Source organism: Streptomyces sp. NPDC048416 (assembly GCF_043200435.1).
In the GTDB taxonomy this organism is placed as follows: Bacteria; Actinomycetota; Actinomycetes; order Streptomycetales; family Streptomycetaceae; genus Streptomyces.
In genome coordinates this window covers 36252-49335 of sequence record NZ_JBICXU010000028.1, presented here as the reverse complement: position 1 = coordinate 49335, position 13084 = coordinate 36252, and the positions used below count along the sequence as shown (strand labels likewise).

Genomic DNA, 13084 nt, shown 5'->3' with positions numbered 1-13084 from the left:
GGGCACGAGTGACTCGTGCGGGTGGGGGCATGTCCACGTGGGAAGCCCGTCGGGCCGCAATGACGCATGGATCTTAAGAAGTGGCCACCCTTCCCGACGCATGGGACACATCGGTCGGCTGGAACCACGGACATCATGGCTGGATATCGCGGGCTCACCGCCGCAGACAGGACTCCTCGGTCACGGTGGCAGGTTGTGGGTCCGATCGGCCGGACACCAGTTCCCGTAGCTTCTGCCGGGTCTCCTGATCGGTCGAGTACACGATCGTGCCGACCATGCCCCTCGTCAGCAGCACTTTGTACGTGTTCCGAATGAGCCGGTCCACGTCGGCGTCCGGTGTGGACTTCTTGAACACCGGATCTTTGGACGCGGTGCGGTCGGTGACCCAGTGGTCGCCCCGCCAGACCAGGTCCGGACCGATGATGACGCCCGACCAGCCGTACTCGAACCCCTGGGCCGTGTAGACACACCCGATCTGCCCGAAGCCGGCCGGGTCGGTGGCCCACAGCGCGGATGGGGGCGCGCCGGAGACCGACCGGTCCCCGCGCAGATTCCAGGGCCGGGCCCAGCCCCCGATGACCACGTCGGGGGGCAGAGGATCGCCGGGCTTCGGCTCGGGGGACCATCGCCAGCAGTAGCCCGCGGACATCCGCGCACCGTACTTCTCGGCGCGGCGGGCGTCGAGGAACGCCTCCAGTTCTCCAGGACTGTCGGCGACCAGCAATTCCATGCGATCGTCGGGCGCCCAGACAACCGGGCCGCCGGGCTCGAGGCCGAGAAGCCGGACCACCCAGCGCAGGTAGGCGTCGCTGCCTCCGCAGCGGAACTGGCTGTCCAGGGGGACGACATGGCAGTCGATGCCCCGCCTGGTCGCGGCCTCGCGGATCTCGTCCACAGTGCCCATCTCGCCGGGGCGCACCACCTGGTGCTCGTCGAGGAAGAAGACCGGCACGTGGGCGACGTCGATGAGTTCGTCGATCTGCGCCCTGCCGGACCGCAGTGCGGCACGGGTGTAACGGTTGGCGGAGGTCTCCCGGATGCGGTGCGCCTCGTCGCAGATCAGAGCACCCAGGCTGTTCTTCTCCGTTGCCATGAAGCTGTTGAAGTACTTGAAAAGATCCTGGACTTCCCGTTTCCGGGAGCCGGCCACCTTGCGCATGGTCTTGGTGAACGACTGCGAGCCGGTCGCATGGACCGCGGCCACGCCCCTGCGGTACAGCTCGCCGAGCAGTTGGAGCGCGATCACGCTCTTCCCTGTACCCGGGCCGCCGGTGACGATGACGACTTCCTTGCGGTCGGCTCTCTTCGCCCTTTCCACCGCGTTCAGCACCATGCGGTAGGCGACTTGCTGCTCATCGAGGAGGACGAACTGCTGTCGCTCTCTCACTTCCTGGGCCGCCACGGACATCAGCTGCTTCGACGGCACGGTGGCGCCCGCGAGGAGCTCGTCGGCCGCATGAGCACCGGGGTGTCTGTCGCTCAGCTTCGACCGGAGGTGGTCCAGGAACGCACCGCGGCGTTCCGCCGTGAAAAGCCGTCCCCGACCGTCGCACTCGATCTCCCGCAGCCCCGCCACACCGAACTCGGTGGCGTTGTGCAGGAAGGCCACTCCCTGGATCCGCTCACCGTGTTCGGCCACCGCGCCGTTGAAGTTGACCAGGTAGTCGCAGTATCGCCGTACCTGCTCGATCGGATTGAGTACGGGATGGGCGTAGGCGTCGACATGGCACAGGGTCGCGTCGTTCTCGTGCGGAGCCGCCTGGCTCCACTGCTTCAACTCCACCACGACGTACGACGGCTCGCCCGTGACCGGGTGCACTCCGGCGAGGACGACGTCGGCACGCTTGCTGTTCAGCGGGAGCGCGTACTCCAGCATGACCTCCACATCGCCCAGGCCGGCGTCGTTGAGCGCGGCTGCCAGGACGGGGATGCTTCGCTCCCAGGAACGGATCTCCGAGGCCCCGGGCCGATAGCCGTGCATGTGGACAAACTGGTCGGTGAGGTGCAGGAACAGCGAACCGTCGAGTGCCATGACGGCGACCGTTTTCGCGGACGCGCGGAACAGCAAGGACTTCCCCCAGGCAGCACGAAGAGACTCGTGCGGGTGGGGGCGTGTCCTTCGAGACTCCACCGGAGTGGAGCGGAAGCCCGTCGGGCCGCGTTGACGATGTGTCCGAGGGTACCTGGCTGTCCTGACAGCTGTACCGATGGTCACCCTGGCGGCAGCGGACGCCGTACCCGGTTTGTCCTACCGGCGCCCTCGAATCCACCTTCGCACGCAGGGGGTCTTCAGGCCGAGGGACGGCTCCCCAGCGTCAGCTCGACCTCGTCCCCCACGCGCAGGACCTCCCGGATCGGCCACCTGCGACCGTCGACGGGAGTGCCGGCGCCCGTGGTGTGGGCCGGGACGGTGAGTGCCGCGCCCGCCAGGTCGTCGAGGCGCAGTTCTGCGTTGGTGACCACATCGTCGGAGAAGCGCAGGGCCAGGTCGATCGGCCACGGGGCTGCCGCGAAGGCCCGAGGGTCGGGGAGTCCCCGCACTCGGCAGCGGGCGCCCGGAAACAGGTGAGTGTGGCCGCATACGGCCAGGTAGGCGTCGGCTTCGGTCGGTCCGGTGGAGGACTGGGGCATGGGGGAGCTCCGGAATACAGGGAATGCAGGGGCGATGGGCCCGGGCAGTCTGTCGCGCCCGGCCGGCGAACTGCCGCATCCCGCAGTCACGTTGCGCCGCCTGTCACTCGGCCGGAGCCGTCAGGTCGACCCACCCGGGCCGGGGCCGCTTCCGTTGCTGAGCAGTCGGTCGACGAGGAGTTCGGAGTAGCCGGTGGCGGGCAGGTCGATGCCGAAGATCGCCCGGATGTAGAAGGGCGCGATGAGCTGGTCGAGGATCTGCTCCAGGGGTGGCGGGTTCTCGCCTCGGGCCGTGGCGCGCCGGCGGATCTGCTCGATGGAGTGCATTCGGCGCTGGAAGTGCTGCGCACGCTCGGCCTGGGCCTGGGTGCTGTTCGGCATGGACAGGATGACGGCGCGCACCAGGGCGCGTCCTTCGGGTGTGCGGATGCTCGCGGCGCTGGCTTCGGCCCATACGAGAAGGTCGCCGCGCAGGGTGCCGGTGTCGGTCAGCGGTGAGTCGCGCTCCAGGCGGGTGGTGACCATGTCGGCCAGGAGCGCGTCGAGGCTGCCCCAACGCCGGTAGACGCTGCTGTGGTTGACGCCGGCGCGTTGGGCGATCGCGGGGATGTTGAGATCTTCGCCCTCCGGGTCGCAGAGCAGGTCGATGACCGCCTGGTGGACGGCCGTGCGGACCTGCGCGGGGCTCTTGCGGATGCGTTCGACGGGTGGTTTCGGAGTCACCTTCCCATCATAAGCGTTAAGCACAGATGTTTGCTTCGCGACCCCCGATGGGTCTACAGTCCTCGTCGTAAGCACAGATCGGTGCTTACGACGAGCGGAGTGTGTGCGATGAAGCAGCTGCTGTTTCCGAACAACATCCAGTTCTGGTACGAGACCCTGCGGTCGATGAGCCACATCGCCTACGGCGGCGCGGACTTCGGCGAGGTCGTCTCGACCGGTGAGCGGATCACCGAGGGCGACTACGACAGCTGGTACACCGAGTGGTCGGCCACCGCGGACCGGGTGTCCGCCGAGGCCGAGAAGGCGCTGGCGGCCGGCCACGAGGTCAGCGCACGGGACGGGTTCCTGCGGGCGTCGAACTACTACCGCTCGGCGGAGTTCTTTCTGCACGGCAACCCGTGCGACCCCCGCCACGACGACGCCTACGACCGCAGCGTGGCCTGCTACCGGGCGGCGGCGGCGCTGTTCACCCCGATCATCGAGCCGGTCTCCATCCCGTACGAGGACACCACCCTGCCGGGTTACCTCTACCGGGTCGACGACTCCGGGACACCGCGGCCGACGCTGATCATGCACAACGGCTTCGACGGCACCGCCGAGGAGTTGCACTTCTTCGGGGCGATGGCCGGCGTGGAGCGCGGCTACACCGTGCTGGCCTTCGACGGCCCCGGCATGCCCGGGCCGCGCCACCACGAGGGCCTGGTCTTCCGCCCCGACTGGGAGAACGTGATCACCCCCGTCGTGGACTTCGCCGAAGCCCTCCCGGAAGTCGACAACAGCCGTATCGCGCTCCTCGGCATCAGCATGGGCGGGGTCCTCGCGCCCAGGGCCGCCGCGTTCGAGCACCGCCTGGCCGCGCTGGTCGCCGTCGACGGCCTCTACGACCTCGGCGAGACCTCCGTGCGCAACATCCCCGGCACCCGCGAGGAGGTCGAGCGGCTTCTGCGCGCGCAGTCCGCTCCCGAACTCGACGCCGCCATGGCGCAGCTCATGACCACGGACCCGATCACACGCTGGGCGATCAACCACGGCATGTACGTCATGGGTGTCGACACCCCCCGGGCCTTCAACGCCTCCTACCTCGACTACACCCTCGCCGGCGGCATCGCCGAACAGATCCAGTGCCCCACCCTCGTCTGTGACGCGGAGGAGGACATGTTCTTCAAGGGCCAGCCCGAACAGCTCTACGCCCACCTCACCTGCCCCAGGACCCTCATGGTGTTCACCGCCGATGAGGGGGCCGGCGCCCACTGCCACCCCGGCGCCATGCGCCTGGCCCAGGCCCGCATCTACGACTGGCTCGACACCACCCTCAAGGCCACCGCCTGAGAGCGGACGACCCGGCGCCGTGACGGGGCCCGGCCCGCGGACCAACCACCGACCCAGGCAAGCATGGGGAGACAGAAGTGCGTCTGATCGTCGCAATGACGGGAGCGACCGGCTCCGTACTGGGAGTCCGGCTCCTTCAGGAACTGGGGCGGCATCCCGACGTGGAGACGCACCTGGTGCTGACGCGCTGGGCGCGGGCCACCGTCGAGCTGGAGACCGGGATGAGTACCCGCGACGTCGCGGCCCTGGCCGACGTCGTCCATTCCCCCGACGACCAGGGGGCATCCATCGCCTCCGGCTCGTTCCCCGCCGACGGGATGGTGGTCGTCCCGTGCAGCATGAAGACGCTCGCCGGGATACGCACCGGGTACGCCGACGGTCTGGTGGCCCGCGCCGCGGACGTCACGCTCAAGGAGCGCCGGAAGCTGGTCCTCGTCCCCCGCGAGACCCCACTGAGCGAGATCCACCTGGACAACATGCTCACCCTGGCCCGCATGGGCGCCGCCATCGTGCCGCCCATGCCCGCCTTCTACAACCGTCCCGCCACCGTGGACGACATCGTCGACCACATCGTGGCAAGGATCTGCGACCAGTTCGCCATCGACTCGACACGGGCCCGGCGCTGGGAAGGCATGCGTGCCGCTGCCGCCACGCGCCCGCCGGCCCTCCAGCTGAACTAGCGAAGGAACCACACCCGTGAACCACCACAAGGACCTTCGGGAGCACATCGCCGCACTCGAAGCCATCGGCGACCTCAAACGCGTGCGGCGCGAGGTGAGTTGGGACCTGGAAGCCGCGGCGATCACCCGGCTCTCCTACGAACGCACCGCTCCCGCGCCGCTCTTCGAGAACATCAGCGGGGCCAAGCCGGGCTTCCGCCTGATGGGCGCGCCCGCCTCGCTGAGCTCCGCGCCCGGCACACCGCTCGCCCGTGTCGCACTCTCCCTGGGACTTCCGCCGGATCTGACGGCCGCACAGCTCGTGGACACGCTGGCGGCGACCCGGGACATGCCTGCGGTGCCGCCCAGACGCGTGTCCCGCGAGGAGGCCCCCTGCAAGCAGAACATCCTCATCGGCGAGGACGCGACGCTGGACCGCTTCCCGGTACCCCGCGTCCATGAGCAGGACGGCGGCCGGTACCTCAACACCTGGGGGATCATCGTCGCGCGCACCCCGGACGGCTCGTGGACCAACTGGTCGATAGCCCGCATCATGATGATCGACGGCAAGCACATGACCGGCCTGGTCATACCGCCCCAGCACCTCGGCCTCATCTGGCAGGAATGGGCGAAGACCGGCAAGCCCATGCCCTACGCACTCGTCCAGGGCGGCGATCCGGCGATCCCCTTCGTCGGTGGCATCCCGCTCCCCGACGGTGTCGACGAAGCCGGCTTCATCGGCGCCCTGCACGGCGAGCCCGTCGAGGTGGTGACGTGTGAGCTGTCGGACCTCGAAGTGCCCGCCGGTGCGGAGATCGTCATCGAGGGCCATCTGTCCGTGGAACGCTCCGCCGTCGAGGGACCGTTCGGGGAGTTCGCCGGATACGTCCCCGACGAAAGAACCCATCAGCCCGTCTACACCGTCGAGTGCATCACCCACCGCGACGCACCGATCTGGCCGATCGTCGCCGAAGGGCGCCCTGTGGACGAGTTCCACACCGTCACCGGAGTCGGTATCGCCGCCGACGTCCTGCATGACCTGCGCGCCGCCGGCCTGCCCATCACCACGGCCTGGTCACCGCTGCGCGCGGCCTCCCACTGGCTGGTGCTGACCGTCCCGGCGAACTGGCGCGAACTGCTCCCGGACACCGACTCGCAGGAGTTCGTCCATCGCATCGGCGCCCTCATGGACGCGGTGACCCGGACCGGAAGGCTTCACGCCCAGGTCTTCGTACTCGACGACGACATCGACCCCGCCGACGACACCGACCTGCTGTGGGCCCTGGCCACCCGTATCCACCCCACCGACCGCGCCGAGGCGTGGACCGGCCTGATCCACCCCCTGATGAACTGCTACCACGACAGCGAGCGGGCCGCCATGACCGGGCCGGTCGTCCTCCACGACGGACTCCAGCCCGCCCCCGGCCAAGGACGCATGCCGCACAGCTCGTTCGCCGAGGCCTACCCGGCCCCCATCCGTCAGCGCGTCCTCGACCACTGGGACCGCGGGGACCACGGGGACGAGGGCTGAGGAAGCCGGTGTGGCAAACCCTGCGGGCCGACCACCAGAGGGCGGCGGCCGCGGTGCGCCGGCCGCTGGAGAATGTCGACGGGTACGGGTTTCACGAGGGTGGCCGTAGCCAGCGCCGCGCGGCGGCGAGATTCACCTCGATGTCATCGCTCCAGGAGCAGACCTCCAGCCAGGAGAGGTAGCCGCCTTGCGCGAAGACCAGGACCTCGCCAGGGCACTCGCCGGTCTCGGTGAAGAGCTGTACGTCGGCAGCCACGACGGTGCCGGGGCCGGTCGGCGCGGGCTCCACCTCGTCGGTGTCGAGCTCGAAATTGGCGGTCCCGCACCCGCACGCACAGCGAGATTCCACCCTGAGCCGGGCCACCTGCCGTCGGAGTGCGACGTGAACGGGATCGTCCGGGTTCAGGACGAGGTCCAGCACGTCGGCTACGTCATCGGGCAGGCTGTCCATCATGCCGCCACCGTATCTGACCAGCCTTTTTGCCCCCTGACCAATTCTGGGTCGGCCAGTGAGAGGCAGCCGGGACGCTCATGGGCCCAGCGCCGGGCGTCACACATGCCTGCTGTGCGCCGTGGGCGATGGAAAGGGGCTCCGACGCAGGTCGGAGGCCCCCGGGGAGCTGGATTGACTATGGATCTCCCCAGATTCTCCCCAGCGAGCTAGTTGATCTAGGAATCGCGCAAGAAAACCCAGGTGACGGGCTTAGGCGGCAGACGAGTCGGGCTATACGCCGGGTTCTGTACCCCGGGACCTCGCGGTCGTCGGGGCGACGGCCATCCATCTAGGACCGGCGTTGCCGCCGGCCTCGTGCGGTCTACCCGCGGACTCGGGCAGGCTGCCCTCGAACGTCCGCGCAGGAGCACCGAAGCGCTCCCTCTTGACCTTGCTCCGGGTGGGGTTTACCTAGCCGCCTGAGTCACCTCAGGCGCTGGTGGTCTCTTACACCACCGTTTCACCCTTACCGAGGGCCGAAGCCCCCGGCGGTCTGTTTTCTGTGGCACTGTCCCGCGGGTCACCCCGGGTGGCCGTTGGCCACCACCCTGCCTTGTGGAGCCCGGACGTTCCTCGGGAAGATCGAAGATCTTCACGCGGCCGCCCGCCCGGCTCGTCTGCCGTGCCGACCATGCTACCCGTCGCGGGGCGGCGAAACGTCCTCGGCCTCGACGCCGGGACGGCCGGACGACCCGGCTTGACCCTGCCGCGACGTCAACGTTTCTAATGAGCTCATGCGGATCTCGGAGATCGCCGCGCTGGTGGGGGTGACCCCCCGGGCGGTCCGGCACTACCACCACCTCGGGCTGCTGGCGGAGCCCGCGCGGCTCGCCAACGGCTATCGGCAGTACTCGGTACGGGACGCCGTCGCGCTCGCCCGCATCCGGCGGCTGACCGAGCTGGGGCTCGGCCTCGACGAAGTGCGGGATGTGATCGCGGACGATGCCGGGCACGAACTGGCCGAGGTACTGGGCGAGTTGGACGCCGACCTGGCGCGTCAGGAGGCGCAGATCCGGGCACGGCGGGCGCGGCTCGCCACGCTGCTCGCCCGGGCCGAAGGCGGACGCCTGTCGACCGAGGACGAGCTCTCCCCCGAACTGGCCGACTTCTTCGCCGCGTTGGGCACAGGGGCGACCGAGTCGCCCATGGCCGCCAAGGACCGCGAACTGCTCGCCCTGATGCAGACCGCCGCCGGCCCCGACGAGCGGGACCGCCTGATGACCGCAGTGCGCGACGCGGCCGCGGCGCCGGGTGCCGCCGAGCGTGCCCACGCGGTGTACGCCCTGCTCGACGAGCTGGTCGACGCCGACCCGGCCGACCCCCGGGTCGACGCGGCGGCGCAGGCGCTCGCCGACTGCCTGCCGCCCGAGCTGACGGCACAGATCGCAACGGACCCGGCGACGGCCGGCCCCTCCGGCCCCGCCGACCCCTCCGGCCCCTCCGGCCCCTCCAACCCCTTCGACCAAGGTTTTCTCAAAGTCTTCCTCGCCGACTTCGCGCCCGCTCAGGCGGAGGCGGTCCGCCGGGCGATGGTTCGGGTTTCACGAAAGGGTGGGACGACGCCATGAGACAACTCCTCCCCGAGGCACTGCGCCGGCTATGGGCGCACGAGGCCCGGGTGTTCAAGAGCTTCGGACTGTGGATCACCGGGCGGCGCCACCAAGTGCGGCCCACCGACCGGGCGTTCGGATACGCGAGCCCTCAGGCGGCGACGGTGTACGGGCTGACCTTCGTCTGCGTCGTGGAGACCATCGGGGTGTCGTTCCTGGTGCGGGAGTGGCCCGTCGTGCACGCGGTGCTGCTCGTCCTGGACCTGTATACGGTCGCCCTGGTACTGGGCATGCAGGCGGCGGCCGTGACCCGGCCGCACGTGCTGACCCCGGACGCCCTGCGGTTGCGCGCGGGCGCCCGGGTCGATCTGGTCATCCCGCTGGACCGCATCGCCCGCGTCCGCGGCGAGTTGAAATTCCAGGGTGCGGGCGGAGAGGTTCCGGACGACGTCCTGGAACTGCCCGTCGGCTCCCAGACCTCCCTCACCGTGGAACTGACCGAGCCCGTCACTCACGTACCCCTCATCGGAAAGCGGCGCGCGGTGACGACCGTACGTTTCCACGCGGACGAGTCCAGGGAACTGGCCGGGGCGCTGCGCGCGGCCGCGAACGCAGCCGGGTAGGGCGCGGGCGGCCCGAGCCACGTCTTGACCGCACCCCGTCCCGGCGGCCCCCGTCCCGGCTCGGCCCCGCCGACCGGTGGCCCAAGAGCCCTCACGCCGGTGCGAACAGGACCTTCGTCGTGCCGGGGTCGGCCTGGGTCAGCCGGACCTGGAGGCGTTCGCCGAGCGGGAGCGGGGTGCCGCCCTCGATGCGGGCCACCACCGCCGGGTCGCTCACGTGCACGGTCCCGACGGTCGGTTGCTGTTCCTTCACGTCGACGACCGTCGCGTCGAACACCTCGCCCACCCGGTCCTTGAGCAGCGCCGCCTCCACGATGTCCACGCTCTCGCGCTCCACCGTGTTGGCCCGGCTCGTGCCCCGCGCCATCTCCTGTGGGAGCTCCGCGAGCGTGGCCACCACCCACTCCGGCGGGTCCTGGCCCGCGACCGCCGCCAGGCACAGCTCGCCCGCGTACCGGTCCACGAGGCGGCGCAACGGGGCCGTGCAGTGGGTGTACGGGGCGGCCACCGCGGCGTGCACGGCGAGCGCGGGCGCGGCGCCGCCGGTGAACACCGTGTACCCGGCGCCGCGCAGCAGCGTCGTGCATTCCTGGAGGAAGGCCGCGTGGTTCGGCTCGCTCGGGTCGAGGGAGCGCACGACCGCCGCGTACGGGACGTGAGGGGGCCAGTCGATGCCCAGCGCCTGGGCCGAGCGGCGCAGCCGGGCGACCGCGCCGTCCGGGGCGCTGGGCAGCGTACGCAGGATTCCGGTGCCGTACGCCAGCATCAGCTGGGCGCCCGCGATGCCGGTGAGCAGGGAGATCTGGGCGTTCCAGCCGTCGGCGGGCAACGGGGCCCGATAGGTGAGGTCGTAGCGGTGGTCGTGCTCGACGATCTCCTGCTCGGGGACGTTGAGCGAGATGCCGCCGCGGGCGACCTCCTGCTGTTCGCGCAGGGTGCCGATGTCCCGGAGCAGGGCCAGGGACTCGGGCGCGGTCCCGGTGTCGATCTGCTTCTGCACGCCCGCGTAGTCGAGTTTGGCGCGGCTGCGGACCAGAGCGCGGCGTACGTCGGTGGCGGTGGTCGCGCCGTCCTGGTCGAGGTCGATCCGCCACAGCAGCGCCGGGCGCGTCCGGTCGGGCAGCAGGCTCGCGGCGTCCTCGGACAGGACGGTGGGGTGCAGCGGGGTCTTGGCGTCCGGGAAGTACAGGGTGGTCACGCGGCGGTGGGCCTCGGTGTCCAGGGCGCCGCCCGGCGTGACGAAGGCCGCGACGTCGGCGATGGCGTAGTGCACCCGGTAACCGCCGCCCGCCCGGCGTTCCAGGTGCATCGCCTGGTCGAGGTCGGTGGAGCCGGGCGGGTCGATGGTGAAGAGGTCGATGCCGGTCGCGTCATAGGAGGGCAGCCGGGGTGCGGCGGCGGCCCGCTCCGCCTCGGCGACCACGTTGGCCGGGAAGTCGGCGGGAACGTCCAGCGTGGTACGCAGTGCGGTCAGCGCGGCGCGCAGCGGGGCCTCGGCTGCGCCGGTCACGTGGAGGTGGCGGCGGGGCATGCCCCGAGCCTACGAGCAGGTTCAGGGTGAGGCATGTTTTCCCCGGCCCGCCCGAAACCGCCCACCGCCGGGACGCCGGGACGCCGGTGGGTGAGCGGGAGCCGCCTCCCGGTGCCGGGCGGTCGACGGAGTGCGCGGCACCGGGCGGTCGACGGAGTGCGCGGCCGGTGAGCACTACCCTGGCGCGAGGGGCCGCACCCCCTCCCCCGTACGTACAAGAAGGAGAATCGCCGTGCTGGTGCTGTTGCCGCCCTCCGAAGGAAAGGCCGCTTCGGGTCGCGGGGCGCCGCTGAAGGCGGAGTCGCTGTCCCTGCCGGGGCTCACGCAGGCGCGCGCCGCGGTCCTCGACGAACTCGTCGAGCTGTGCGCCGCCGACGAGGACAAGGCGCGCGAGGTGCTGGGCCTGAGCGAGGGCCTGCGCGGCGAGGTCGCCAAGAACGTCGAGCTGCGTACCGCGGGGGCCCGTCCGGCCGGGGAGATCTACACCGGCGTGCTGTACGACGCGCTCGGCCTCGCCACCCTGGACGCGGCCGCCAAGCGCCGGGCCGCGAAGTCGCTGCTGGTCTTCTCGGGACTGTGGGGCGCCGTACGCATCGGCGACCGGATTCCTTCCTACCGCTGCTCGATGGGCGTCAAGCTGCCGGGGCTCGGCGCGCTCGGCGCGTACTGGCGCACGGTGATGGACCCGGTCATGACGGAGGCGGCAGGCACCGGCCTGGTGCTCGACCTGCGCTCGTCCGCGTACGCCGCGGCCTGGAAGCCGAAGGGCGCCGTGGCGGGCCGTACCGCCACCGTCCGGGTGCTGCACGCGCAGATCGTCGACGGGGTGGAGAAGCGCTCGGTGGTCAGCCACTTCAACAAGGCGACCAAGGGCCGGCTCGTCCGCGATCTGCTCACCGCGGGCGCCGTTCCCGCCGACCCCGCCGAACTCGTCGAAACCCTGCGCGGTCTCGGCTACGTGGTGGAGGCCGAGCCGCCCGCCAAGCCGGGCCGCGGCTGGTCCCTGGACGTGGTGGTGTCGCAGATCCACTGACGGATCCGGCCCCACCCAACGGACAGCGTTGCAACATACGCAACGACCATTGCATACCCCGCATGCCGTCGGCAGGATGAGCGCATGACGCCCTCCGCCGCGCCCTCACACTCCCCTGCTTCGGTCCTGGACCTCGCGCCCGTCGTGCCGGTCGTGGTCATCCATGACGCGGCCGACGCCGTGCCGCTCGCGCGGGCGCTGGTGGCGGGCGGGCTCCCGGCGATCGAGGTGACCCTGCGCACTCCGGCCGCGCTCGACGCGATCCGGGCCGTGGCGGAGCAGGTGCCGGACGCGGTGGTCGGGGCGGGCACGGTGATTTCGCCGGGCGGGGTCGCGCAGGCGGTCGACGCGGGCGCCCGCTTCCTGGTGAGCCCGGGCTGGACACCGGCTCTGCTGCGGGCGATGCGGGAGTCGGGGCTGCCGTTCCTGCCCGGGGTCTCGACGGCGTCCGAGGTCGTGGCGCTGCTCGAACAGGACGTACGCGAAATGAAGTTCTTCCCGGCGGAGGCGGCGGGCGGCACGGCCTACCTCACGTCCCTCTCGGCGCCGCTCCCCGGAGCCCGCTTCTGCCCGACCGGCGGAATCTCGCTCGCATCGGCGCCCTCGTACCTGGCGCTGCCGAACGTGGGCTGCGTGGGCGGCACTTGGATGCTCCCCCCGGACGCGATGGCCGCCCGCGACTGGCCCCGAGTGGAAACCCTGGCCCGCGAGGCAGCAGCATTGCGCACGGCCTGAGCCCCCGCCCCTCCCAGGACCCTCTGGCCCACCCAGGCACGCGGGTGGCACGGGCCATGACGGGCTGGGGAGGTGGCACGGGCCATGGGCCTCATGACGCCCCGGCCCACCCAGGGACGCGGGCCATGACGGGATGGGGGCGGGCCCCTCCTGGGCACGCCGCCCAGATCGACCCAGTCAGGGGCGCGGGGAACTGCGCGACCAGCCACACCCGGCCCGCACCCGAAAGCGAACCCGAAAGCGAAC

The 13084-nt window shown here is 70.8% G+C and carries 12 protein-coding genes and 1 other RNA gene; 7 read left to right on the top strand and 6 right to left on the bottom strand.

Annotated features, from left to right (window positions below; all coding sequences use genetic code 11):
* Nucleotides 1-154: 154 nt before the first annotated feature.
* From ACGFW5_RS27830 to ACGFW5_RS27820, 3 genes are all read right to left on the bottom strand, one after another.
* Complete coding sequence (locus ACGFW5_RS27830) at nt 155-2068, bottom strand: DNA/RNA helicase domain-containing protein (protein ID WP_393837037.1); 1914 nt, start codon at nt 2066-2068, stop codon at nt 155-157.
* Nucleotides 2069-2289: 221 nt separating this feature from the next.
* Nucleotides 2290-2631 carry a hypothetical protein gene (locus ACGFW5_RS27825; RefSeq protein WP_393837036.1) on the bottom strand — a complete coding sequence of 114 codons (342 nt, stop codon included), beginning with the start codon at nt 2629-2631 and terminating at the stop codon, nt 2290-2292.
* 120 nt (nt 2632-2751) lie between these two features.
* Nucleotides 2752-3354, bottom strand: a complete 603-nt coding sequence (locus tag ACGFW5_RS27820) for a TetR/AcrR family transcriptional regulator C-terminal ligand-binding domain-containing protein (RefSeq protein WP_393837035.1) — start codon at nt 3352-3354, stop codon at nt 2752-2754.
* A 108-nt stretch (nt 3355-3462) separates the two neighbouring features.
* Here ACGFW5_RS27820 and ACGFW5_RS27815 point away from each other — a divergent pair, with 108 nt between their 5' ends.
* From ACGFW5_RS27815 to ACGFW5_RS27805, 3 genes are all read left to right on the top strand, one after another.
* Nucleotides 3463-4683: an alpha/beta hydrolase family protein gene (locus ACGFW5_RS27815; RefSeq protein WP_393837034.1), complete on the top strand. Its 1221-nt coding sequence runs from the start codon at nt 3463-3465 to the stop codon at nt 4681-4683.
* Nucleotides 4684-4760: 77 nt separating this feature from the next.
* Nucleotides 4761-5363, top strand: coding sequence for a non-oxidative hydroxyarylic acid decarboxylases subunit B (locus tag ACGFW5_RS27810; protein ID WP_393837033.1), 603 nt, complete (start codon nt 4761-4763; stop codon nt 5361-5363).
* 16 nt (nt 5364-5379) lie between these two features.
* Nucleotides 5380-6873, top strand: a complete 1494-nt coding sequence (locus ACGFW5_RS27805; protein WP_393837032.1) for a UbiD family decarboxylase — start codon at nt 5380-5382, stop codon at nt 6871-6873.
* Nucleotides 6874-6964: 91 nt separating this feature from the next.
* On the opposite strand, the gene ACGFW5_RS27800 is transcribed toward ACGFW5_RS27805, so the two are convergent.
* Together ACGFW5_RS27800 and rnpB are read right to left on the bottom strand one after the other, a co-directional pair.
* Nucleotides 6965-7327 carry a hypothetical protein gene (locus ACGFW5_RS27800; protein WP_393837031.1) on the bottom strand — a complete coding sequence of 121 codons (363 nt, stop codon included), beginning with the start codon at nt 7325-7327 and terminating at the stop codon, nt 6965-6967.
* A 257-nt stretch (nt 7328-7584) separates the two neighbouring features.
* An RNA gene (rnpB, locus tag ACGFW5_RS27795) (RNase P RNA component class A) lies at nt 7585-7982 on the bottom strand.
* A 118-nt stretch (nt 7983-8100) separates the two neighbouring features.
* Between rnpB and ACGFW5_RS27790 the strand changes: the two genes are divergently transcribed.
* Both ACGFW5_RS27790 and ACGFW5_RS27785 read left to right on the top strand, forming a co-directional pair.
* Nucleotides 8101-8934 carry a MerR family transcriptional regulator gene (locus ACGFW5_RS27790; RefSeq protein WP_393837030.1) on the top strand — a complete coding sequence of 278 codons (834 nt, stop codon included), beginning with the start codon at nt 8101-8103 and terminating at the stop codon, nt 8932-8934.
* On the top strand, nt 8931-9539 hold the full coding sequence (locus ACGFW5_RS27785; RefSeq protein WP_393837029.1) for a hypothetical protein: 609 nt from the start codon (nt 8931-8933) through the stop codon (nt 9537-9539). The genes ACGFW5_RS27790 and ACGFW5_RS27785 overlap by 4 nt, the downstream gene beginning before the upstream one ends.
* A 91-nt stretch (nt 9540-9630) precedes the next feature.
* Here ACGFW5_RS27785 and ACGFW5_RS27780 read toward each other — a convergent pair whose 3' ends face one another.
* Nucleotides 9631-11070: an RNB domain-containing ribonuclease gene (locus ACGFW5_RS27780; protein ID WP_393837028.1), complete on the bottom strand. Its 1440-nt coding sequence runs from the start codon at nt 11068-11070 to the stop codon at nt 9631-9633.
* Between the two features lie 232 nt (nt 11071-11302).
* Between ACGFW5_RS27780 and yaaA the strand changes: the two genes are divergently transcribed.
* Nucleotides 11303-12103 (top strand): peroxide stress protein YaaA, encoded by an 801-nt coding sequence (gene yaaA, locus ACGFW5_RS27775; protein ID WP_393837027.1) that lies wholly within the window; start codon nt 11303-11305, stop codon nt 12101-12103.
* 84 nt (nt 12104-12187) lie between these two features.
* Nucleotides 12188-12838, top strand: a complete 651-nt coding sequence (locus ACGFW5_RS27770) for a bifunctional 4-hydroxy-2-oxoglutarate aldolase/2-dehydro-3-deoxy-phosphogluconate aldolase (RefSeq protein WP_393837026.1) — start codon at nt 12188-12190, stop codon at nt 12836-12838.
* The last annotated feature ends 246 nt before the right edge of the window (nt 12839-13084 follow it).

Coding starts and splice junctions, on each gene's coding strand:
- ACGFW5_RS27825 (WP_393837036.1), bottom strand. CDS start 2,631: ATGCCCCAGTCCTCCACCGGACCGACCGAAGCCGACGCCTACCTGGCC.
- ACGFW5_RS27815 (WP_393837034.1), top strand. CDS start 3,463: ATGAAGCAGCTGCTGTTTCCGAACAACATCCAGTTCTGGTACGAGACC.
- ACGFW5_RS27800 (WP_393837031.1), bottom strand. CDS start 7,327: ATGATGGACAGCCTGCCCGATGACGTAGCCGACGTGCTGGACCTCGTC.
- ACGFW5_RS27790 (WP_393837030.1), top strand. CDS start 8,101: ATGCGGATCTCGGAGATCGCCGCGCTGGTGGGGGTGACCCCCCGGGCG.
- ACGFW5_RS27785 (WP_393837029.1), top strand. CDS start 8,931: ATGAGACAACTCCTCCCCGAGGCACTGCGCCGGCTATGGGCGCACGAG.
- ACGFW5_RS27780 (WP_393837028.1), bottom strand. CDS start 11,070: ATGCCCCGCCGCCACCTCCACGTGACCGGCGCAGCCGAGGCCCCGCTG.
- ACGFW5_RS27770 (WP_393837026.1), top strand. CDS start 12,188: ATGACGCCCTCCGCCGCGCCCTCACACTCCCCTGCTTCGGTCCTGGAC.